Raw genomic sequence first — 23008 nt, forward strand, 5'->3', positions numbered from 1 at the left:
ATGTGTTAAGCCTGCCGCTAGCGTTCATCCTGAGCCAGGATCAAACTCTTCATCGTATATTGTTTGCCTTGATTAAATCAAGACTAATTATTATCGACGATTCTCTATCGGTTCTTTTCAAATCTCTCGATTCTATTACTCTTATTCTTTTGCCTTAACATCTCTGTTAAAGCGGCTGTCAATTCAATATGTCTACGAACGTGTTTCAATTTTGTTTCGCTTGTGTTTCAAAGCGGGTGCAAAAGTACAACCTTTATTGACATTCGCAATACTTTACCAGCACTTTTTTTCAATCTTTTTTAAAACTATTTCCTAACTTTCTGATAACAATAATTTTAGACTAAAATCTTTTTTCAATTAAATAACGATTTTTCTTACTATTTGTATTAAGCACGTAAATTTACATTTTAAAAAAAATTCTCATTTACTAATTTCAAAGCCTTATCATATGTTTCTATCCATTGCGGAGACACATATTCCCAAAATTTTTACTTGTAAATTCAGAATCAATACTCATTTTTCTCAAAATACTTTTTATACTATATATATGTTAGCAAAAGAGTAATGCACAAGGAAAATCCTTGTGCATTTAAATAAACTTTAGAATATCCTACTCCACAATTTTAGAAATCTGAATATTTGCAATAAGTTTTACATCTTCCCCTAACCCCAGACCTCCTTTATCTGTAATCTTGTTCCAGGACATTCCAAACTCTTTTCGATTCACTATTCCTGTTATTTCAAATCCGTGTTTCACATTCCCATGTCCGTCATTTTCAAAACCGCCATATTCTACATACAATTCAATTGGTTTGGTTACACCTTTTAATGTCAGATTCCCTATCATGTTATAATGATTGTTGTCCACTTTTAAAAAGGATGTAGATTCAAAAGTTATTTCAGGATAAGTACCAGCTTCAAAAAAGTCACCACTTTGTAAATGTTCATCCCTTTGTGACTGATTTGTATCTATACTTTTTACATCAATACTAAATGCAAATTTTGCATTGCTAAAATCTGTTCCTTCAGAAATTACATTTCCCTCGAACTTCCTAAAGGAACCGGTTACAGAAGAGATAACTAAATGTTTGATTTTAAATAACACTTCGGAGTGCACTGGGTCTATAACCCAAGTTGTTTTATTTTTCATAATTTTTACAATTTATTATATGAGCAAAATTATATACATTTACTATCTAATATATACTAGTTACCTCTTAGTAAGTAGTTACATTTAAGTAAGTATTGTTTTAAACCAAATTAGATATGAATCAAAAAAATGACGTATGCCGACATAGATTAATGATTGCAAGAGATACTCTGGAGGTTATTCAGGGAAAATGGCGCTTGCCTATAATTATTTCTTTAAATCACGGAAACAAACGTTTTGGAGAAATACAAAGAGATATTACGGATATTTCTCCTAAAATGCTTTCGCAGGAACTAAAAGCTTTAGAAACAAATAAAATTATTACCCGCACTCTTTATGACAGTATGCCAGTAACTGTAGAATATTCACTTACTCCATTAGGAGAGAGCATGAAGAAACTACTAGATGAAATTTTAAACTGGGGTATTCATTTTAGAAAAGAAATTTTAGAAACACGCATTGATAATTGAGATATCAAGTCTTAATAGAGTTCCAGGTCTCTGTTACTTGTTAAATACAATTCATAATTGCAGAAATACAAGGAAACTTTTTTCTCTTTGACATTAATGTTTTATCCATATTAATTGTGCTTGCTCAAATCGGGATACTACTATTTTATTGATTAATTTAGCTTAAAATAAATTAGACATTAACAAAACACAAGTTGCGCATACAATACCTATGAAAAATAAAAAAGGATTTACTACTACAATATTACATTCAGACCGACTTTTAAAACCTGAATTTGGCGCATTACATCAACCTATACATACAGCTGTAACGTGGGGATATGAGGATGTAAACGGACTTATTGATGTTTTTCAGAACAAAACAAAAGGTTATGCTTATTCAAGACAAGGCAATCCAACGGTGACTGCATTAGAAAATAAGGTAACACAAATGGAAAATGGTCTTTCCACGGTGGCTTTCTCCACTGGTATGGCCGCCATAAGTGCCACTATTTCATCGCTTTTAAAAAAGGATGATCACATTATTGCAAGTTCTTACCTCTTTGGTAACACCAGAAGTATTATGCAGACATTTACGGAAATTGGTATTCAAATATCTTTTGTGGATGTTACTAATATAGAGAACGTAAAAAAAGCGTATCAACAAAATACTCGTATGGTTTTTGTTGAAACTATCGCAAATCCGGCTACTCAAATCGCTGCATTGGATGAAATTGGTACTTTTTGTTCAGAGAATACTCTACTATATGTTGTTGATAATACGATGACGTCACCATATCTTTTTAAGTCAATTGATGTCAAAGCCAGTTTGGTTATTAATTCGCTGACAAAATATATAGGCGGTCACGGCAATGCACTTGGAGGCAGCGTTACAGATACGGGTTTGTATGACTGGAATAATTTCTCCAACATTGCTCCTATTTTAAAAGAACAGATTTCTCCGGCTTTACTCGGAATTACTCAAATTAGAAAAAGGGGTCTAAGAGATGGAGGCGGTACATTATCTCCGGAAGCCGCACATAGTATTTCGGTAGGATCAGAAACTTTGGCTTTAAGATTGGATAGAACCTGCAGCAATGCTTTAATTTTAGCTCGTTTTCTGGAAGATCATCAATTAGTCAAAAAAGTTAATTATCCTGGTTTAGAAAGTCATCCACAACATAAAATTGCATCTGAGTTATTTGATGGATTTGGAGGTTTGATGAGTTTTGAATTAGACGATAAAGTTGATTGCGTAACTTTTTTAAACCGTTTGAAAATTGTCATCAAATCCAGTAATTTGGGAGATACAAGAACTCTCGCTATTCCGGTCGCAAGGACAATTTTTCATGAACTTGGTACCGAACGAAGAAAAGAAATGGGAATTGAAGACTCTTTAATTCGACTATCAATAGGAATTGAAGATAAGCAGGATTTAATAGACGACTTTACTCAGGCATTGTACTAAATCTTTTTTCAATTAAATATAAAAAAATCCAAATCCCAATTTTTAAGTTGGAATTTGGATTTTTTTTATAATTTATTGAAGTTTATTCTAAAACAAAACTCACACTTACGTTTGCAGTAACTTCGATTTCTCCAATAGCAAGAGTTTCGTTCGAAGCCCCCATTGCATCTGCTGATTCTTTCATTCTCATTGCAGCATACATTGGCTGTGGCTGGTAAATTTGTGAATTATCAGAAATCACAAAAGCTTTCCCTACTTTTTGTCCTAAAACTGATACATAATCTTCTGCTTTTACTTTAGCATCTTTCATTGCTAATTTACGAGCATCTGACTGTAACTGAACTAATTTAGAAGTTTCAAAAGAAACTTTATCTATACGATTGATTCCTTGTTGAACCAAACCTTCCATTAATTCATCGTATTTAGATAAATCTTTTAATACAATTTCTACAGTTTGAGTAGCATTATAACTTGTTTTCTTTTTTTCGTAATCGTATTGCGGATTTAGCGCAACTTGTTTTGTTTTAAAATCTGCTGTTGGAACATTCATTTTTTTAATGAATTTTAAAACAGCATCCATTTTTTCGTCGTTTTGCTTTTTGACGTCTTTAGCATTATTCCCTTTTGTTTCAACTGTAGCTGAAATACAAACCTGATCAGGCGCTACTTTTACTTTTCCTTCTCCATTTATATTAATTAGAGGAATTTGTTTGGTTTCCTGGCCGTAAGACATAGTCATAAACATGATTGTTAAAAATAATACTAGTTTTTTCATTTTTGTTAAATTTTAATTATTCAATAATGGCATTTCAAAAGTTGTGCCACATTATATTTTCCCCAATTTTGCAAGCACAAAAAGTATCACAATAGGAATCGCCAGCAAGATTACCATCAACGTATGATCTGTTAGTAATGATGGCTCTTTTATCAAAGTAATCAAATAACCACCCACAGCACCTCCAAAATGGGCTGTATGACCAATATTATCGTTTTTAGCGCGCATTCCGTAAATAGAATACAATAAATATAAAATCCCGAAAAGATAGGCTGGAATTGGAATCACAAAAAATATTCCCAACATCATATCCGGCTGTAAAAGAATTGCCGAATACAAAACACCCGTTACTGCACCAGAAGCTCCAACGGCTCTGTAACTATAATCGTTTTTATGGAAAACCATTGTTAGCAAACTTCCAAAAATTAAACTTCCAAAATAAACCAATACAAACGAAAAATTACCCAGCCAACCTAAAACCACAGGGGCAAAAAACCAAAGCGTAAGCATATTAAAAACTAAATGCATGATATCAACATGCAAAAAACCAGATGACAGCATCCTGATTTGTTCTCCGGAACGGATACTTCCTACATGAAACTCATATTTTCTCATAAAAGAATAATCTTCAAAACCTTTCCAGCTAAATAAAACATTGGCAACTATAATCCCAATTAAAATGATATTCATAAAAATATTTAATTTGAAATGTAAATATAGTCATTCTTAAACATATGTTAGCATGAGACCAAAATATCCATCTTTATTCATTTTTATTTTATATTTGTAAAAAAAATTACATGCAATTTCTCGTTTATATATTGGCCTACCCTTTACTCTGGCTTATCTCTATATTACCTTTTCGAATATTTTATTGGCTGTCTGATTTCGTATATTTTATTATATATCACATTATAGGTTATCGTAAAAAAGTTGTACGAGAAAACCTTGCAATGACTTTACCGCATTTAAATGATGCTGAACGAAAAGAAATTGAAAAGAAATTCTACAAGCACATGTGCGATATGTTTTTGGAGACTATCAAAACGATGAGTATTTCTCCTGAAGAAATGGAGAAAAGATTTCAGGTTACTAATATTGAACTCGTACAGGATTATGCAAAAAAAGGTAAAAGTGTAATTCTAGTTGCCTCGCATTATGCTAGTTATGAATGGCTTTTGACCACTAACCCTAAACTTGGTTTTCAGGGAATTGCAATATATAAAAGGATTGCCAATCGCTATTTTGACAAATTAATCCGCGAAATTCGTTCAAAATATAATACAGAGTTAATTGAGACAAGACAAGCTATTCCGACTATGGCTCAAAATCAACGTGAAGGAAAATTAAGTTTATACGGATTGGCAAGTGATCAGTCTCCGAAACTGGACAGAATTTTTCATTCAATGAAATTTATGGGTATTGAAGTTCCTGTACACACGGGAGCCGAAATGCTTGCAAAAAAATATGATTTAAGCGTGATAATGGTAAAAGTAAAAAAAGTAAAAAGAGGTTATTATGAAGCCACTTTCTTAACTATCGCTGATAATCCTAATGACTTTGAAAATTTTGAAATTACTGAAAAGTATTTAAAAGAAGTAGAAAAACAAATTTATGAGTGTCCTGAATATTATTTATGGACACATAAAAGATGGAAGCATAAGGTTGAATAATGTTTTAGAAGAAATTAAAATCCAAAAAGCGCATATTGCTTTTTGGATTTTTTGTTTGATTAAACAAGCAATTATATTTAAAAAAGAGAATTACTTGTTTTAATTTATAATTTATTAAATAATGAACAACAAAAAGCGTTATTTACTTTATTATTTAGAATAAATAAAGATAATTTGGTTTGTTTTAACACAACGTATACATTTGTGCTATTCGAAACAATTCTAAATAACATGAAAGTAAAAATATCATTTTCAAAGTTGATCTGCAGTCTAATGTTGCTGGCAGCTGTAACTTCATTTGCTCAAACAGGTACTATTAAAGGTAGAGTTTCATTATCTAGTGATGAAAGTGCCGACAATGTTTCTGTAACTATTAGAGGAACAAAAATTGGAACCAACACAGATGCTCAGGGAAACTATGAGATTAAAAACATCAAACCGGGTAATTATACTTTAAGAGCTACTGCGGTAGGTTTTTCCTCTAAAGAAAAAAGCATCTCTATTCAGGATGGAGATGAACTTACAGAAAACTTTACATTGACAACTTCATCTGAAACTCTTACTGAAGTATTTGTAAAAGGAAATGCTAACAAATATACTAAAACAGAAAGTGAGTATGTTTCAAGAATGACGATCAAAAATCTTGAAAATGCTCAGGTTTACAATGTTGTTACTAAACAATTAATGAAAGACCAATTGGTAACAAATCAGGATGAAGCGTTGAAAAACGTTCCGGGTTTATACCAATTATGGGGAGCTACTAACCGTGCCGGTGACGGAGGTTCTTGGTTTTCACTACGTGGATTTACAACTCAGAGTTTGGTAAGAAATGGTATTGCAGGAAAAGTAAACAGTAATTCTGATGCTGCAAATCTTGAGAAAATTGAGGTTATAAAAGGGCCATCTGCTACATTATTTGGAAACGTACTTTCTTCATACGGTGGTTTAATCAACCGCGTAACCAAAAAACCTACTGAAAATTTTGGTGGAGAAATTGCTTACCAAAGCGGAAGCTATGGTTTTAATCGTTTGTCTGCTGACGTTAACACGCCAATTAACGACGATAAAACAGCATTATTCAGATTAAATGCTTCTGTTGGTACTGCAAATACTTTTCAGGATTTCGGTTATTCAAAAAGTTACTTTATAGCACCGTCTTTCTCTTATCAGGTAAACGAAAAACTGAATATCTCTATTGATGCCGAAATTGGAAATCAGGACAACTCTGGTATGCCGTTAATATACCTTTCTGCTTCTAGCGCAGATTTAGGATTTAATAACGCTAAAGATCTTAACATCAACTTTAAAAGATCATTTTTAGGAGATGAATTTATGACCAATACGAAAACATTTAATGTTTTTGCACAGGCTAATTATAAAATCTCTGATGAATGGACTTCACAAACTGTATTTAGCAGCAGCTCAAATAAAGCAGCGGGTTTACAAACTTGGTTTTATCTTTTAAAAGACGAGCAATTATCAAGAAATGCATGGGATGCAAATGGTAGAGACAATGCTATAGAATTCCAACAAAACTTTAATGGCGATTTCAAAATTGGATCAATGAGAAACCGTTTCCTAATTGGTGGTGATATTTATCACGGTACAAATAAATTAGGATACCAAAGTTTGCCTGGTTATGCTCCATACGATACAGTAAACTATAGCGGAACAGCGGCTAATTATTATGATTTTAACCCAACAAATGTAAAAAATGCGCTTGTTGGAAATGGTAATACCCCATATACTACAAATAGTGCGATATCAACATACAGTGCTTATGTTGCAGATGCAATTAACATTACTGAAAGCTTAATTCTTTCGGCAGCAGTACGTTTTGATCATTTTGACAATCAGGGAACATTTGATGCTGTTACTAATACAAAAGCTGATACGTTTTCTCAAAATGCATTCTCTCCAAAATTTGGTGCAGTTTATCAAATCATAAAAGACCAGTTATCTGTATTTGGTAGCTATCAAAATAGTTTTACAAACAAAGGGTTCTTAAATGCAAATGTTGATGGAGCTCTTCAAATGAAACAATTTGATCCTGAAAAAGCCAATCAGTTTGAAGGTGGTGTAAAAGTAAATGCTTTTCAAAATAAAGTAAGTGCTACAATTAGTTATTACAAAATTAAAGTTGAAGATATTGTAACAGCTGATCCAAATTTGCCAAATGCAAGCATACAAAATGGTACACAATTTAGTAAAGGTTTTGAATTAGAAATTACGGCTAACCCAATTGCAGGATTAAATTTATTGGTTGGTTATGCTAAAAATGATTCTGAGTTAAACGATTTAAGACCAGCAACTGCAGGACCAGAAAACTTAATCAACTACTGGTTTAGCTACAATTTACAAACTACTACACTTAAAGGTTTAGGTTTAGGATTTGGAGGTAACTACGGAGATGCAACATACATCTACAATGCAGGACCTGGACAAACTTTTGAACTTCCGTCTTACTCAGTTGTAAATGCTGCATTATACTACGATCAGCCTAAATACAGAGTTTCATTGAAAGTAAACAACCTTACAGACGAATTGTACTTTAATGGTTATACAACAATCAACGTTCAGGCTCCACGTACAATTATGGGAAGCTTAACATATAAATTCTAATCGAATTTAAAACATATAGAAATGCCCCGGACTCACGTTCGGGGCATTTTTTTTTAATCAAACGGTAAGATGTTTTTTTAACCGCAAAGTTCGCAAAGATTTTTATCTATGTAGCCTTCTAAAGCACAAAGTTCGCAAAGCTTTGTATTGACTTAACTTTGCGAACTTTCTATTGTGTTAACACACTTTTAAAAAAACCTTTGCGAACTTTATGTTTTTAAGGATTTACGAATAAAAAACCTTGCGTGCTTTGCGGTTAAATCTCACTTAAATTCCCGCAATTGCTTTTATTTCGTCTATAATTCGAAGTGCCAAAACATCAGCTTTTTCCTGAGATGGAGCTTCGGTATAAATACGAATAATAGGTTCTGTATTTGATTTTCTTAAATGAACCCATTCTGTAGCAAAATCAATTTTTACACCGTCTATTGTCGAAATATCTTCGTTTTTATATTTTTCAGTCATTGCAACTAAAATAGCATCAACATCAATTTGTGGCGTTAATTCAATTTTATTTTTGCTCATATAATATTCCGGATATGAAGCACGTAATGCCGAAACTGACATTTTTATATTCGCCAAATGTGTCAGGAACAATGCAACTCCTACCAAACTATCACGTCCGTAGTGCAATTCAGGATAAATAATTCCGCCATTTCCTTCACCGCCAATAATCGCGTTGTTCTTTTTCATCAATTCAACCACATTCACCTCGCCTACTGCACTGGCTTCGTAATTTCCTTTATGTCCAACAGTTACATCGCGCAAAGCACGTGAAGATGACATGTTCGAAACCGTATTTCCAGGAGTTTTGCTCAACACATAATCAGCACAAGCGACTAGTGTATATTCTTCACCAAACATTTCCCCGTCTTCACAAATAAAAGCCAAACGATCCACATCAGGATCAACTACAACTCCCAAATCGGCTTTTTCTTTTACTACCAATTCAGAAATATCAGTTAAATGTTCTTTTAAAGGTTCCGGATTATGAGGGAAATGTCCGTTTGGTTCGCAATATAATTTTACTACTTCAACGCCCATTAATTCTAATAATTTCGGAATAATAATTCCGCCAGAAGAATTTACTCCATCGACAACAACTTTAAATTTTGCTGCTTTTACCGCTTCGACATCAACCAAAGGCAAATTCAAAACCTCGTCGATATGAATATCCATATAAGCGTCGTTCATCGTGATTTCGCCTAAACTGTCTACATCCGAGAAATCGAAGGCTTCAGCGTCGGCAATTTCAAGAATTTTAGCACCTTCGGCACCGCTTAAAAATTCTCCTTTTTCATTCAGTAATTTTAGAGCATTCCATTGTTTTGGATTATGAGAAGCAGTAAGAATAATTCCGCCATCTGCTTTCTCCAAAGGCACTGCAACTTCAACAGTTGGTGTTGTCGAAAGTCCAAGATCAATAACATTAATCCCTAGACCAATTAACGTATTTACAACAAGATTGTGAATCATCGGACCAGAAATTCTGGCATCACGACCAATTACAACCGTTAGTTTTTCTTTTGAAGTATTATTTTTTAAAAAGGTTCCGTAAGCCGATGCAAATTTTACAGCATCAACAGGAGTCAGGTTATCGCCTACTTTTCCTCCTATCGTTCCACGAATACCGGAAATTGATTTTATTAAAGTCATTTTTTTGAGTTATAGTTACCGGTTACAAATATAAAAAAGATACTGAGGTTCTAAGATGCTAAGTGGCTAAGATTTTTTTAAAAGAGTTATTATCCCGAAGCGTCGGGACTAAGTTGCTAAGATTCCAATATTTAAAAATAAACTAAAATGTTAAGTTTATATTGTGAAGTCTACTGGTAAAAACGATTTAAAAAAGATTTCATACTTTTACTAAAACAACTTAATTTCTTAGTCCCGAAGTTTCTGGTAGCAACTTTAAAAAAGAAAAACTTAGAATCTTAGCCTCTCAGAAACTTAGCAAATTAAAAAGAATGAACTTCCTTGCCCACATATATCTTTCCGGTGAAAATGATTTAATCAAAATTGGCAATTTTATGGCCGATGGAATTCGCGGAAAACAATTCGAACATTTTCCCGAAGATGTTCAGAAAGGAATTATTTTGCATCGTTTTATTGATACTTATACCGATTCGCACGATATTTTCAGACAAAGCACCAAGCGGTTACATGAAAAATACCATCATTATTCGGGGGTGATTGTAGACATTGTTTATGATCATTTTTTAGCTAAAAACTGGTCTAATTATTCTGATGAAAAACTCGAAGATTTCATTAATAGATTTTATAGTTCCTTACATGAAAATTATGACATTCTAACCGAAAAAACACAAGGTATGATGCCCTACATGATTGATCAAAACTGGCTTTTGAGTTACAGAACCGTTGAAGGAATTCATCAAATTTTAACGCAAATGGACAGAAGATCAAAAAACATATCAAAAATGCAATTTGCCAGTGAAGAATTAAAAGAATTCTATGACGACTTTGAACAGGAATTTACCGTGTTTTTTGAAGACATAAAACTGCATGCCCGTCAAAAACTACAATCACTATGAAGAAAATTACGCTTTTATTAAGCCTTATTTATATTAGCTGCTCAGCTCAGGTTTCTACAAATCCAACAGGATTAGTAACTTCAAAAGCGATGGTGGTTTCTGCCCGTGAAGAAGCATCCAAAATTGGGGTTGAAATCATGAAAAAAGGCGGAAATGCTTTTGATGCCATGATTGGTACCGAACTGGCTTTGGCAGTCTCTTTTCCTTTTGCAGGAAACATTGGCGGTGGCGGATTTATGGTTTACAGAAAAGCAAATGGCGAAGTTGGATCTCTGGATTATCGTGAAAAAGCGCCTTTGGCAGCATCAAAAGATATGTTTCTGGATAAAGATGGAAATGTTATAAAAGGAAAAAGTACAGAAACTGCGCTTGCCATTGGTGTTCCCGGAACTATTGCCGGAGTTTTTGCGGTACATAAAAAATTTGGTTCATTACCAATGTCCGAAATCTTAAAACCTGTTATCGCTCTTGCCGAAAGAGGCGTTATTGTTACCAAAAAGCAGGAAAAAAGTATGAATAATTATCGGGAATCGATCGTAAAAGTAAACGGTTCTACAACGCTTTTGGCAACTAATTTTAAGGAAAAAGATACTATTAAATATCCTGCTCTTGCCAATACATTAAAACGAATTTCTAAAAATGGTCGGGATGAGTTTTACAAAGGAGAAACCGCTAAAATTCTTGTAGATTACTTAAAGAAAAAAGGTGGAATTATTACACTTGAAGATCTCGCCAAATACGAAGCCAAGTGGAGAAAACCGCTTCAGTTTAATTACAAAGATTTAAAAATCACTTCGATGTCACCGCCAAGCAGCGGCGGAATTTGTCTGGCGCAAATCCTGAAAATGATTGCTCCTTATGATTTGGCAAAAATGGGTCATAATTCGCCAGAAGCAATTCAGGTAATTGTTGAAGCAGAACGAAGAGCTTATGCTGACAGGAGTCAGTTTTTGGGGGATCCTGATTTTGTCAAAATTCCCGTAAAAGCATTACTCTCTGATGCCTATTTAAAAGATAGAATGTCGACTTTTAATGTTGAAAAAGCCAGTTTGTCATCTGAAATAAAAGAAGGAAAAATAACGTATAACGAAAGTACCGAAACCACACATTATTCAATAGTAGACCAATTTGGAAATGCAATTGCTGCAACTACAACCTTAAATGATGGTTACGGTTCTAAATATTATTGTGACGAATTAGGTTTTTTTCTCAATAACGAAATGGACGATTTTAGTGCAAAACCCGGATCTCCAAATATGTTTGGTCTGGTCGGAAGCGAAGCCAATAGTATTGCTCCTCAAAAACGTATGTTGAGTTCTATGACGCCAACAATCGTAGAAAAAAACGGAAAACTTTTTATGGTTGTGGGAACTCCTGGAGGATCTACTATTATTACTTCTGTTTTACAGACTATTTTAAATGTTTACGAATACAAACTAAGTATGCAGGGAGCTGTAAATGCTCCACGTTTTCATCATCAATGGCTGCCGGATCTTATTAATTTTGAAGCTGATGCTTTTGATATCAAAACTTTAGACCTATTAAAATCTAAAGGTTATTTGATTAACGAAAAACCAACTCCCGTACTTGGTAAAGTCGATGCAATTTTGGTTTTACCAAACAAAAATCTTGAAGGAGGTGCCGATTTTCGAGGAGACGATGCGGCTTCTGGTTTTTAAATTCTAAAAAATAAACGGAAATAATTTACATTTTCGAATTCTATGCCCTAAATTTGTAGTTTACCTAACTTTTTAAACAAATAATGTTAAGAAAACTTTTTCGCAGACTAGAGAGCATTATTGCTTTAGCTCAATCTATATTGACCCCAAAGCAATTTATTTTTTTATCAAGTGTATTAGTTGGTATTTCCTGCTCATTGGCTGTAATTGTTTTAAAAACATTTGCCCATAGTGTTTTCTCTTTTGCGACCTATATAAACGGAATCCTTAAATTAAACTTCATTAATGGTATTTTACCTATAATTGGTATTTTACTAACTGTATTTGTTGTAAAAAAAGTTTTGAACGGCACGATTCAAAAAGGTACTTCACAAATTTTATATGCTGTTGCAAAAAAAGCCAGTATTATTCCTAAAAAACAAATGTATGCCCAAATCATTACAAGTTCCTTAACTGTAGGTTTGGGAGGTTCTGCCGGATTAGAGAGTCCAATTGTAATAACAGGAGCTGCTTTTGGATCCAATTACGCTCAAGGCTACAAATTATCTTATAGAGACAGAACTTTACTTATTGGCTGCGGAGTTGCCGCAGGAATTTCAGCCGCTTTTAATGCTCCTATTGCCGGAGTTCTTTTTGCGATCGAAGTTTTATTGGTAGATGTTAGTATTTCTGCCTTTACCCCTATTATGATTTCGGCTGCTACCGGTGCTTTGGTTTCTGCTATTTTATTAGACGAAAGCATTTTATTGTCTTTCAAAAAACAAGAAACTTTTAATTATCATAACATTCCTTTTTATGTTCTTTTAGGTGTTTTAACCGGTTTTGTTGCGGTTTATTATGCCCGAAATTTTCAGAGAGTCGAGCATTATTTTTCCCATTTAAAAATGGGACCGTATAAAAAAGCACTAATCGGTTCTTCCTTATTGGCATTGCTTATTTTTATTTTTCCAACCCTTTTTGGTGAAGGTTATGAGAGTATCAAAACTTTATCAGAAAGTGATCCCGGACAATTATTAGACAATACCTTGTTTGCCGATTTTAGAAACAACCAATGGGTTTTACTTCTTTTTGTGGGATGCACGATGATGGTAAAAGTATACGCTTCCGGATTAACCCTTGGAAGTGGAGGAAACGGAGGAAACTTTGCTCCCTCTTTATTTATGGGATCGTATTTGGGTTATTTCTTTTCAAAATTTATCACTTTGATTGGCTTATCAAAACTGCCTATTAGTAATTTTACTATGGTTGGAATGGCTGGTATTTTGAGTGGATTGTTTCATGCGCCACTTACTGCAATTTTCTTAATTGCCGAAATTACCGGTGGTTATGGCTTAATGATTCCGCTTATGATTGTTTCTTCTATAAGTTTTGCGATTTCAAAACGCTTTGAAAAATATTCGCTTGACGTAAAAAACCTGGCAAAAAAAGGACATGCTTTTACGAGCAATAAAGATTCTAATATTCTTTCAACTTTAGATATTGACACTATTATACAATGCGATTATTTAACGGTTTCTCCAGATGAACATCTAACGAAATTAGTCGATCTTATTTCGCATTCTAATCAGGTTGTTTTTGCCGTTGTCACGAAAGAAAACGAACTTGTTGGCGTGGTTCATTTTAATGATATTCGCGAAATTATTTTTAATCCGTATCGTGTCAAATATACTTTGATTAAAGATGTAATGAAAATACCTCCGGCTGTGATTTCCTCTTTTGATAGTATGGAAGTGGTTATGACTAAATTTGAAAGATCAAAATCGGCCTTTATACCTGTCTTACGCGACGGAAAATATTTTGGTTTTATTTCTAAATCTATTGCCCTCGAAGCTTACCGAACTAAGTTGCGTTCTATGACAATTGAATAAGCTTAATATCGGATAAGTTAAAAATTTTAGTTATCCGATATTAAGACATATCTTTGCGGGATTATGTGGAATATAGACGTAACATACAGAGAAGAATTTCAATCAACTTTTGATAGATTGTACCAAAAAAGGCTTGATTTGCAAAACAGCAGACCATTGCCAAATATCGCTTTGCATAAAATTCGTGAAAGTTTATCTCTGGAATGGACATACAATTCGAATAGTATTGAAGGAAACACCATGAGTTTGCGCGAAACCCAAATGGTTATTCAGGAAGGAATAACCATAAAAGGAAAATCTTTGCGAGAGCATTTCGAAACCCACAATCACGACAAAGCCATTGATTATCTATACTCAATTGTTGATGATAATTACAAGCTTCGAAGTATTGACATTCTTTCTATTCATGGATTAGTCCTTCGTTCTATTGAAGATGATTTTGCAGGACGTTTACGTAATGGAGGCGTTAGAATTTCTGGTGCTAATTTTATGCCTCCAAATGCCAATAAAGTTTCAGATTATCTGGATGAACTAATTGATTTTATAAATACAAATCCTTTAGGTTTAAACGATATTGAACTGGCAACAATTTACCATCATAAATTAGTCTGGATTCATCCTTTCTTTGATGGAAATGGCAGAACCGTTCGTTTAAGTATGAATTTATTGTTGATGCGTTGTGGTTTTCCACCGGCTATTATTCTCAAAAATGACAGAAAAAAATATTACGAAGCGCTTAATCAGGCCAATAACGGCAATTATCAAAAACTAACCCTTTTGATGTGTCAGGCTTTGGAGCGAACTTTAAATATTTACTTAAGTGCTATGCCGGGAAGCAGTTACGATTATCAACCGATAATTAATATTGTGAGCGAACCAGAAACTCCTTACGGTCAGGAATATATTAGTTTACTTGCCCGAACAGGAAAAATAGACGCTTATAAAGAAGGTCGAAACTGGTATACAACCAAAGAAGCCATAGACGAATATATGCTTACACGAAAAAGAAAACGCTAACTTAGGTTAGCGTTTTTTGTTACTAATTGTAACATAAAGTTTTGTTTTCGAGTACTAAAAGAACAAATCAAAGTGGTAACTTTGCGTTTTGCTCAAAATTATGTTAGAAAAAGACAATACTATTGAAGTTCTTGGTGCAAGAGTTCATAATCTAAAAAATATAGACATTTCTATTCCGCGTGAAAAACTGGTTGTTATTACCGGTCTTTCAGGTTCGGGAAAATCATCTTTGGCGTTTGACACTATTTATGCCGAAGGACAGCGTCGTTATGTTGAAACGTTTTCGGCTTATGCCAGACAGTTTCTTGGCGGTTTAGAGCGTCCGGATGTTGACAAAATCGACGGACTTTCGCCTGTAATTGCGATTGAACAAAAAACAACAAGTAAAAGTCCGCGTTCAACTGTGGGGACTATTACTGAAATATATGATTTCCTGAGACTTTTATACGCTCGTGGAGCTGATGCTTACAGTTACAACACAGGCGAAAAAATGGTTTCCTATTCTGATGATCAGATTAAGGATTTGATTATGCAGGATTTCGACGGAAAACGCATCAATATTTTGGCACCGATTATTAGAGCCAGAAAGGGACATTATGCCGAATTATTCCAGCAAATTACCAAACAGGGATTTTTGAAAGTTCGCGTAAATGGCGAAGTTCAGGATTTAGTTTCGGGAATGAAACTGGATCGTTATAAAACACACGATATAGAAATTGTTGTTGACCGAATGTTGATCGAAAATACCGAAGACAATCAAAAAAGATTAGCCGAAAGTATTAACACAGCGATGCATCACGGCGAAAATGTATTGATGATTTTAGATCAGGATACAAATGAAGTTCGTTATTTCAGTAGAAATTTGATGTGTCCAACAACCGGAATATCCTATCAAAATCCCGAACCAAATTTGTTTTCGTTTAACTCTCCAAAAGGAGCTTGTCCGCATTGTAACGGACTGGGAACTGTTCATGAAATCAACATCAAAAAGATTATTCCAAATCCTAAATTATCAATAAAAAGCGGTGGTTTTGCTCCGCTTGGCGAATATAAATCGTCCTGGATTTTTAAGCAATTGGAAGTTATTGGAGAAAAATTTGGGTTTAAAATAACCGATCCGATTGAAAAAATTCCGGAAGAAGCCATGAATATGATTCTTCACGGCGGAAAGGACAAATTCACCGTAAACTCAAAAGACCTAGGTGTCACAAGAGATTATAAAATAGATTTTGAAGGAATTTCACATTTCATTAAAAATCAATATGATGAAAGCGCTTCGACAACTATAAAACGTTGGGCAAAAGACTTTATGGACGAAGTAAATTGTCCGGTTTGCGAAGGTTCACGTTTAAAAAAAGAAGCACAATTTTTTAGAGTTAATGGAAAAAATATCACAGAATTGTGTGATATGGATATTTCTGATTTAACGGCCTGGTTTCAGGATTTAAATAGTCATTTGACAGACAAACAACTTTTGATTGCATCAGAAGTCGTAAAAGAAATAAAAGATCGTTTGAACTTTTTGATGAATGTTGGTTTAAATTATCTGGCTTTAAGCCGAAGTTCAAAATCACTTTCCGGTGGTGAAGCGCAGCGTATTCGTCTGGCAACACAAATTGGTTCGCAATTAGTTGGTGTTTTGTATATTTTGGATGAACCAAGTATTGGTTTGCATCAAAGAGACAATGAAAAACTGATTAAATCGCTGGAACAATTACGTGATATTGGAAACTCTGTTATTGTTGTTGAACATGATAAAGACATGATCGAAACAGCAGATTATGTTATCGATATTGGTCCGAAAGCAGGAAAATACGGTGGAGAAATCATTAGTATTGGAACGCCTGCAGAAACTTTAAAATCGAACACGATTACCGCTCAATATTTGAATGGTACAATGAAATTAGAGATTCCGAAAGAACGCAGAAAAGGAAACGGAAAGTTTTTAAAACTAACCGGAGCAACCGGAAATAACCTGAAAAATGTTTCTATTGAATTGCCTTTAGGTCAATTAATTTGTGTGACAGGAGTTTCGGGAAGTGGAAAATCGACTTTGATTAACGAAACCCTCTACCCTATTTTGAACGCTTATTATTTTAATGGCGTAAAAAAACCACAACCTTACAAAAAAATAGAAGGTTTAGAACATATTGACAAAGTAATTGATATAGATCAAAGTCCGATTGGTAGAACGCCACGTTCAAACCCAGCGACTTACACTGAGGTTTTTACCGAAATCAGAAACTTGTTTACCATGACTTCTGAAAGTATGATTCGTGGTTACAAAGCCGGACGTTTTAGTTTTAACGTAAAAGGCGGACGTTGCGAAACCTGTGAAGGTTCCGGAGTTCGAACTATTGAAATGAACTTTTTACCGGACGTATACGTAGAATGTGAAACCTGTCAGGGAAAACGTTTTAATAGAGAAACTTTAGAAATTCGATACAAAGGAAAATCTATTTCGGATGTGTTGAATATGACAGTTGATGAAGCGGTTCCGTTTTTTGAAAACATTCCTAAGATTTACAGAAAAGTAAAAACAATTCAGGATGTTGGTTTAGGATATATTACGCTTGGTCAGCAAAGTACAACTCTCTCTGGTGGTGAAGCACAACGTATAAAACTGGCGGGAGAATTGTCTAAAAAAGATACCGGAAATACCTTTTATATTCTTGATGAACCTACAACAGGTTTGCATTTTGAAGATATTCGTGTTTTAATGGACGTAATAAATAAACTAGTTGATAAAGGAAATACAATCCTGGTTATCGAACATAATATGGACGTGATTAAACTAGCCGATTATATTATTGATATTGGTCCAGAAGGCGGAAAAGGCGGCGGACAATTAATCGCCAAAGGAACTCCTGAAGAAGTTGTCAAAAATAAAAAAAGCTATACGGCTAAATTTTTGAAAAAGGAATTAGAAGCGTAAGATTTGCGACGATACCTTTGTCAAAGTTTTAAACTTTGACAAAGGTTGAAATCCAATGTCACTCTATGCAATTGTCATCCCAGAGAACGAAGGATGACAAAAATGAGGTTGTTTTTCGTGGATATTACCGTTTAGTAATAATCAAAGCATCTAAAAGTTCCGTAGGAACTACATATTGGTAGCAACGAATTAAATCCGTTGGAAATATAATTATACCACAACCAAGTTCCGTAGGAACGACATATTTTTCTGATTTCATTAATCATTTGATAATGAACAACAATCCAAAAATCTTCTGTTTTAAATGTTACATTTAAATTAATAAATGGACATTCTTGTGACAATTCTTAAAAAAAGCACTAATTTAGTACGCCCTTTTTGTCAAAGCTTATTTGATTTTGAAAGGTTAAGAGAAATTCTATGAATCTAAAAGAGAAATTCAGTAGCGTAGACCAATATTTTTCGCCAAAAATAATTGATGAAGTAAACGATCAATATATTAAAGTGGCTAAAATAAAAGGTCAGGAAGTTCCGTGGCATAATCACGAAAATGAAGATGAATTATTTTACATTGTTGATGGTGAACTTTTAATGGAAATTGAGAATGAACCCTCTTTTACTATGAAAAAAGGCGATTTATTTGTTGTAAAGAAAGGCGTAAATCACAGGGTTTCATCTATTGACGAATGTTTAATAATGCTGATTGAATCGAAAACTACTGAACATACCGGAAAAGTTAAAAGCAACATTACTAAATCAATTGAGGAACAAACGTATTAATTAAAAGACAATTCTTCTTTTTATAAAACAATGTTTCTATTGAAAACGAGTGCCCTAGCCCTGATGGGAGCGGCATCCTTTTGTGCCGGAGTTCGGCACAAAAGATATAGCGGACAGCAGGAATTAGCTCCTTACTTTCACTATAATTAAAATGACAACTAAAGAAATAAAAATATAAATAATTAAAATACCTAAAATGAGATTAGAAGATTTTGATAATGATGAGGATAAAGTAATTCAGGACCGTTTAAAGCAAAAAACGTGGAATGAAATCAGAACCAATGACAGCTGGGCGATTTTTAAAATCATGGCCGAATTTGTAAACGGTTACGAAAGCATGGGGCGTATTGGTCCTTGTGTTTCGATTTTTGGATCGGCGAGAACAAAACCGGAGGATAAATACTATTTATTGGCCGAAAAAATTGCTTATAAAATTAGTAAAGCCGGTTATGGCGTAATTACAGGCGGAGGGCCTGGAATTATGGAAGCCGGAAATAAAGGTGCACATTTAGGAGGCGGAACTTCGGTTGGTTTGAATATCGAACTGCCTTTTGAACAACACTTTAACCCTTATATTGACCACGATAAAAACCTGAATTTCGATTATTTCTTTGTGAGGAAAGTAATGTTCGTAAAATATTCGCAAGGTTTTGTGGTTATGCCGGGAGGTTTTGGAACTCTTGACGAAATGTTTGAGGCAATAACTTTAATTCAGACCAAGAAAATTGGAAAATTCCCAATTATATTAGTTGGTGTTGAATTTTGGTCTGGTTTGATTGATTGGGTAAAAACAGTTTTGGTTGAAAAAATGCAAACTGTAAGTCCTGATGATTTAAACTTATTTAAAATCGTAGACACTGAAGATGAAGTAGTTGATGTTCTGGATAAATTCTACAAGAAATACGATTTAAGTCCTAACTTCTAATTTTTAAATTATATAGTAACTTAAGTTAACCTAAGTTTAATAAATAGATATAAATTTGCCTGAATGAGCAAATAACGTTAAGTCTTACAAAAAATGAAAGCTGTTTTTTAAAACAGCTTTTTTTATGCTATTTTTACAAAAAACCAAAACAAGTTTATGCACGTAAATTTAAGTGATATCCTTTAATACCAAGTCATCATTGAAGCCATTTTATAGAAACATTTTAATTATTCTAGTTTTATTCAGTTCGATAAAACACTACGCGCAGCATCAATCTAAGATGGAAGTAGCTGTGAATCTTGAGCTTAAAACACTGAATGTAAAACAAGATATCACGTTTTATAACACTTCAAATGATTCTTTGAGTACTATTGTTTTGAATGACTGGAATAATGCTTTTTCTGACAAAAATACGCCTTTGGCTAAACGTTTTTCGGATGAATTTTACAGAGGTTTTCATTTAGCGAAGGCAGCCGAAAGAGGAAATACTACAATTTTAAATCTTTCTGATTCTAATAATTTGGCTTTTGAATGGGAAAGAACCGATAAAAACCCGGATTTTATTATCGTAAAACTGAAGCAAAAGTTACTTCCCGGCGAAAAAATTGAACTTCATCTTACTTACATTTCTAAAATTCCGAGTGATAAATTTACGCACTATGGTTTTGATCCAAATGGTGGAATGAGTTTAAAAAACTGGTTTTTAAGCCCTGCACGTTTTGAAAATCATAGTTTTGTAAAAAACAATAATTTTAATCTCGATGATATTGCCAATGCAGGTACAGATTATGAGATTGAAATAAAAATTCCGAGTCAATATTCGATTACTACTGATTTGAATTCGGTTTCAAAAGACAATTCGAACCTTTCTTATACTTCTTATCTTTTTTCGGGATTGAACAGAACTGATTTTAATTTTTTTATAGAAAGACAAAATACTTTTAGAAGTTATACCAATGACTCTTTAGAGATTCTTTCGGATTTAAAAAGTAAAAAAATCAGTGATATTCAAAAAGCAATTATCATCAATAGAGTGGTGACTTTTGCGAGTGCGTTTATTGGGAAATATCCACATCAAAAGATTACTGTTTCTCAGGCAGATTATGATCGAAATCCATTTTATGGACTCAATCAGTTACCATCATTTATTAGTCCGTTTCCGGATGATTTTATCTTCGAAATTACATTCCTAAAAACATTTCTGAATAATTACTTAAAAAATAGTCTGCGACTGGATCCGCGAAAAGACAATTGGGTTTATGACGGAATTCAGATCTATTCCATGATGAAATTTATGGAAGAACAGCATCTGGATCAAAAGATGTTAGGAAAACTTTCGGACATGAAGCTTTTTAAAAGTTATAATATTACCAACTTATCTTTTAATGAGCAATACAGCTATTATTATATGCTGATGGCCAGAAAAAATCTCGATCAGCCTCTTGGTGACCCAAAAAATACACTGATAAAATTTAATGAGCAAATTGCCAGTAAATATCGCGCAGGTTTAAGTTTAAGCTATCTGGATGATTATTTAAATAATGGTGTTGTTCCTGAAAGTGTTCAGGAATTTTATAATTTGAATAAAACGAAACAGACAAACCGATATGATTTTGAAGAAATACTACTCAAAAAGAGCCCTAAAAATATCGATTGGTTTTTTAAAACTATAATTGATTCCCGCGATATTATCGACTACAAATTCTCGAATGTTTCCAGAACAAAAGATAGTGTACAATTTTCTATAAAAAACAAAACCGGTATTTATGCCCCAATTCCTGTGTACGGAATCAAGAAAAATGAAGTTGTTTTTAAAGAATGGATTGAACCTAAAAATGAGGATACAACTTATACATTTGGACGAAAAAATGCAGATAAAATTGTAATTAATTATGACAATGAAGTTCCGGAGTACAACCAAAGAAATAACTGGAAATCATTAAAAAGTCTGGTGGTTACAAACCGTCCGATAAAATTTAATTTTGCCAAAGATCTGGAAGATCCGTATTACAATCAGATTTTATACATTCCAACGCTGACTTATAATTTATATGATGGTTTTATGCCGGGAATCCGTTTTCATAATAAAACAATACTCGACAAGCCTTTTAATTTTGATATTAATCCAACATATTCGATTAATACGGAAACTTTAACGGGTTCATCTGCTTTTTCATACAGTCAATATTATAGAAACAGCACACTTTATAATGTACGTTACTCTATCAGTCAGAATTATTTTCATTATGCTCCCGATGCTACTTATTTTAGATTGAATCCGATGGTTCAGTTTAGAATTCGGGAAGAAAATTTCAGGGACAACAGAAAACAATTGATTTTGTTGCGTCAGGTTATTGTAAATCGCGAAGCAAGTACTTATATAACAGACAATTCGAAACCAAACTATTCTATTTTCAATGCCCGATATTCGAACACAAAGACCGAATTAATCAATCATTTTAATTTTATGACTGATGTACAGTTTTCAAGTGATTTTGGAAAATTGGCAGCAGAAGTAGAATACAGAAGATTATTTGATAATAATCGAAAATTAAATTTGAGATTATACGCGGGAAGTTTTGTATACAACACAACCAATTCAGATTATTTTAGTTTTGGTTTGGATCGTCCAACTGATTATTTGTTTGATTATAATTTTTACGGAAGATCAGAAAGCACCGGTTTTTTTAGTCAGCAATATGTAATGGCAGAAGGTGGTTTTAAATCGAAAATAGAACCGCGATATGCCGATAAATGGATGACAACTTTAAATGCCAGTTACTCGATCTGGAACTGGATCGAAGTTTACGGAGATCTTGGTTTTATGAAAAACACACATGAAAATGAACGTTTTATATATGATAGCGGTATAAGATTGAATTTGGTAACCGATTATTTTGAAGTTTATTTTCCGGTTTACTCCAATAACGGCTGGGAGATTTCTCAGAACAAATACAATGAAAAAATTAGATTTGTGGTTACACTCTCTCCAAAAACATTAGTTACACTTTTTACCCGAAAATGGTTTTAATTCAATAAATTTTACACAAAAACATAAATTATTGTTATTAGAAGCAGAAAAAACTTAAATATTACACAAAAAATATACGTAGTT

Annotated in this window: 16 protein-coding genes; 12 read left to right on the top strand and 4 right to left on the bottom strand. The window is 33.5% G+C overall.

Annotated features, from left to right (window positions below; all coding sequences use genetic code 11):
• Window positions 1-610: 610 nt before the first annotated feature.
• Window positions 611-1150 (bottom strand): YceI family protein, encoded by a 540-nt coding sequence (locus RT99_RS11820; RefSeq protein ID WP_042564967.1) that lies wholly within the window; start codon window positions 1148-1150, stop codon window positions 611-613.
• 152 nt (window positions 1151-1302) lie between these two features.
• Between RT99_RS11820 and RT99_RS11825 the strand changes: the two genes are divergently transcribed.
• Both RT99_RS11825 and RT99_RS11830 read left to right on the top strand, forming a co-directional pair.
• On the top strand, window positions 1303-1620 hold the full coding sequence (locus RT99_RS11825; protein ID WP_242607197.1) for a helix-turn-helix domain-containing protein: 318 nt from the start codon (window positions 1303-1305) through the stop codon (window positions 1618-1620).
• Window positions 1621-1831: 211 nt separating this feature from the next.
• Window positions 1832-3067 (top strand): cystathionine gamma-synthase family protein, encoded by a 1236-nt coding sequence (locus RT99_RS11830; RefSeq protein WP_042564969.1) that lies wholly within the window; start codon window positions 1832-1834, stop codon window positions 3065-3067.
• 82 nt (window positions 3068-3149) lie between these two features.
• Here RT99_RS11830 and RT99_RS11835 read toward each other — a convergent pair whose 3' ends face one another.
• Both RT99_RS11835 and RT99_RS11840 read right to left on the bottom strand, forming a co-directional pair.
• Window positions 3150-3842: an SIMPL domain-containing protein gene (locus tag RT99_RS11835; RefSeq protein WP_042564970.1), complete on the bottom strand. Its 693-nt coding sequence runs from the start codon at window positions 3840-3842 to the stop codon at window positions 3150-3152.
• A gap of 51 nt (window positions 3843-3893) precedes the next feature.
• Window positions 3894-4532, bottom strand: a complete 639-nt coding sequence (locus RT99_RS11840) for a rhomboid family intramembrane serine protease (RefSeq protein WP_042564971.1) — start codon at window positions 4530-4532, stop codon at window positions 3894-3896.
• A gap of 110 nt (window positions 4533-4642) precedes the next feature.
• Here RT99_RS11840 and RT99_RS11845 point away from each other — a divergent pair, with 110 nt between their 5' ends.
• A complete protein-coding gene (locus tag RT99_RS11845; RefSeq protein ID WP_042564972.1) occupies window positions 4643-5515 on the top strand; it encodes a lysophospholipid acyltransferase family protein in 873 nt (290 codons plus the stop codon).
• 231 nt (window positions 5516-5746) lie between these two features.
• On the top strand, window positions 5747-8137 hold the full coding sequence (locus tag RT99_RS11850) for a TonB-dependent receptor (RefSeq protein ID WP_042564973.1): 2391 nt from the start codon (window positions 5747-5749) through the stop codon (window positions 8135-8137).
• 267 nt (window positions 8138-8404) lie between these two features.
• Here the strand turns inward: RT99_RS11850 and glmM are convergent, their stop codons facing one another.
• The gene (glmM, locus tag RT99_RS11855) at window positions 8405-9793 is read right to left on the bottom strand and encodes a phosphoglucosamine mutase (protein ID WP_042564974.1); all 1389 of its coding nucleotides are present in this window, start codon (window positions 9791-9793) and stop codon (window positions 8405-8407) included.
• A gap of 311 nt (window positions 9794-10104) precedes the next feature.
• Between glmM and RT99_RS11860 the strand changes: the two genes are divergently transcribed.
• The 8 genes from RT99_RS11860 to RT99_RS11895 all read left to right on the top strand — a co-directional run bounded on the left by RT99_RS11860 (window position 10105) and on the right by RT99_RS11895 (window position 22924).
• Entirely contained in the window at window positions 10105-10689 is a 585-nt protein-coding gene (locus RT99_RS11860; protein ID WP_042564975.1) for an ACP phosphodiesterase, read from the top strand.
• Window positions 10686-12368 (top strand): gamma-glutamyltransferase, encoded by a 1683-nt coding sequence (gene ggt, locus RT99_RS11865; RefSeq protein WP_042564976.1) that lies wholly within the window; start codon window positions 10686-10688, stop codon window positions 12366-12368. The genes RT99_RS11860 and ggt overlap by 4 nt, the downstream gene beginning before the upstream one ends.
• Before the next feature lie 83 nt (window positions 12369-12451).
• The gene (locus RT99_RS11870; protein WP_042564977.1) at window positions 12452-14236 is read left to right on the top strand and encodes a chloride channel protein; all 1785 of its coding nucleotides are present in this window, start codon (window positions 12452-12454) and stop codon (window positions 14234-14236) included.
• A 63-nt stretch (window positions 14237-14299) separates the two neighbouring features.
• Complete coding sequence (locus RT99_RS11875; RefSeq protein ID WP_042564978.1) at window positions 14300-15253, top strand: Fic family protein; 954 nt, start codon at window positions 14300-14302, stop codon at window positions 15251-15253.
• A gap of 100 nt (window positions 15254-15353) precedes the next feature.
• Complete coding sequence (uvrA, locus tag RT99_RS11880) at window positions 15354-18188, top strand: excinuclease ABC subunit UvrA (RefSeq protein ID WP_042564979.1); 2835 nt, start codon at window positions 15354-15356, stop codon at window positions 18186-18188.
• A 420-nt stretch (window positions 18189-18608) separates the two neighbouring features.
• On the top strand, window positions 18609-18968 hold the full coding sequence (locus tag RT99_RS11885) for a cupin domain-containing protein (RefSeq protein WP_042564980.1): 360 nt from the start codon (window positions 18609-18611) through the stop codon (window positions 18966-18968).
• Between the two features lie 196 nt (window positions 18969-19164).
• Window positions 19165-19893, top strand: coding sequence for a TIGR00730 family Rossman fold protein (locus RT99_RS11890; RefSeq protein WP_042564981.1), 729 nt, complete (start codon window positions 19165-19167; stop codon window positions 19891-19893).
• A 280-nt stretch (window positions 19894-20173) separates the two neighbouring features.
• A complete protein-coding gene (locus RT99_RS11895) occupies window positions 20174-22924 on the top strand; it encodes an aminopeptidase N (protein ID WP_042564982.1) in 2751 nt (916 codons plus the stop codon).
• Window positions 22925-23008: the final 84 nt, after the last annotated feature.

The organism is Flavobacterium sp. MEB061 (genome assembly GCF_000834715.1).
GTDB classification, from domain to species: domain Bacteria; phylum Bacteroidota; class Bacteroidia; order Flavobacteriales; family Flavobacteriaceae; genus Flavobacterium; species Flavobacterium pectinovorum.

Excerpts from the sequence above, each read along its gene's own strand:
- RT99_RS11820 (WP_042564967.1), bottom strand. The coding sequence starts at position 1,150 with ATGAAAAATAAAACAACTTGGGTTATAGACCCAGTGCACTCCGAAGTG.
- RT99_RS11825 (WP_242607197.1), top strand. The coding sequence starts at position 1,303 with ATGATTGCAAGAGATACTCTGGAGGTTATTCAGGGAAAATGGCGCTTG.
- RT99_RS11830 (WP_042564969.1), top strand. The coding sequence starts at position 1,832 with ATGAAAAATAAAAAAGGATTTACTACTACAATATTACATTCAGACCGA.
- RT99_RS11835 (WP_042564970.1), bottom strand. The coding sequence starts at position 3,842 with ATGAAAAAACTAGTATTATTTTTAACAATCATGTTTATGACTATGTCT.
- RT99_RS11840 (WP_042564971.1), bottom strand. The coding sequence starts at position 4,532 with ATGAATATCATTTTAATTGGGATTATAGTTGCCAATGTTTTATTTAGC.
- RT99_RS11845 (WP_042564972.1), top strand. The coding sequence starts at position 4,643 with ATGCAATTTCTCGTTTATATATTGGCCTACCCTTTACTCTGGCTTATC.
- RT99_RS11850 (WP_042564973.1), top strand. The coding sequence starts at position 5,747 with ATGAAAGTAAAAATATCATTTTCAAAGTTGATCTGCAGTCTAATGTTG.
- glmM (WP_042564974.1), bottom strand. The coding sequence starts at position 9,793 with ATGACTTTAATAAAATCAATTTCCGGTATTCGTGGAACGATAGGAGGA.
- RT99_RS11860 (WP_042564975.1), top strand. The coding sequence starts at position 10,105 with ATGAACTTCCTTGCCCACATATATCTTTCCGGTGAAAATGATTTAATC.
- ggt (WP_042564976.1), top strand. The coding sequence starts at position 10,686 with ATGAAGAAAATTACGCTTTTATTAAGCCTTATTTATATTAGCTGCTCA.
- RT99_RS11870 (WP_042564977.1), top strand. The coding sequence starts at position 12,452 with ATGTTAAGAAAACTTTTTCGCAGACTAGAGAGCATTATTGCTTTAGCT.
- RT99_RS11875 (WP_042564978.1), top strand. The coding sequence starts at position 14,300 with ATGTGGAATATAGACGTAACATACAGAGAAGAATTTCAATCAACTTTT.
- uvrA (WP_042564979.1), top strand. The coding sequence starts at position 15,354 with ATGTTAGAAAAAGACAATACTATTGAAGTTCTTGGTGCAAGAGTTCAT.
- RT99_RS11885 (WP_042564980.1), top strand. The coding sequence starts at position 18,609 with ATGAATCTAAAAGAGAAATTCAGTAGCGTAGACCAATATTTTTCGCCA.
- RT99_RS11890 (WP_042564981.1), top strand. The coding sequence starts at position 19,165 with ATGAGATTAGAAGATTTTGATAATGATGAGGATAAAGTAATTCAGGAC.
- RT99_RS11895 (WP_042564982.1), top strand. The coding sequence starts at position 20,174 with ATGGAAGTAGCTGTGAATCTTGAGCTTAAAACACTGAATGTAAAACAA.